1 pseudogene is annotated in these 359 nt (G+C 63.0%); it reads right to left on the bottom strand.

Features of this window, described 5'->3' with window-relative positions:
• Positions 1-129: 129 nt before the first annotated feature.
• Positions 130-359: pseudogene (locus tag C7I85_RS31320) on the bottom strand (IS110 family transposase); the annotation flags it as partial.

Below are 359 nucleotides of genomic sequence, written 5' to 3'. Positions count from 1 at the left end.
GGAGAGGCATCTCAATCTTTTTTGCGAACTGACCAGAAACCTGGCGTTCAAGCCCGCCTCGAGATTGCCTACCCACCCGTCCCTGCACGGGACCTCTATCCGCGCGGCACGCGGAATTCTAATCCAAACTCAGGCCGCTTTGGCCTCCCAGCGGTATGGCGTGTTGTCCATCCACATTCGATGCAGGATCACGGCCAGCCGCCGTGCCACCGCCACAACGGCTTTCGCCATACCGCGGCGCTTGGCGATCTCCAGCCCCCATTCCCGGAGAGGGGACGACTTCTTCGAGAGCCGCAGGATGGTGCCGGCCGCCTCGACGAGCACCCAGCGGATGCTCGGATCGCCACACTTCGAGATGC

The organism is Pseudaminobacter soli (ex Li et al. 2025) (assembly GCF_003012705.1).
In the GTDB taxonomy this organism is placed as follows: domain Bacteria; phylum Pseudomonadota; class Alphaproteobacteria; order Rhizobiales; family Rhizobiaceae; genus Pseudaminobacter; species Pseudaminobacter soli.
Note: the sequence above shows the minus strand (reverse complement) of the source record. Positions and strands in the feature narration are given on the sequence as shown.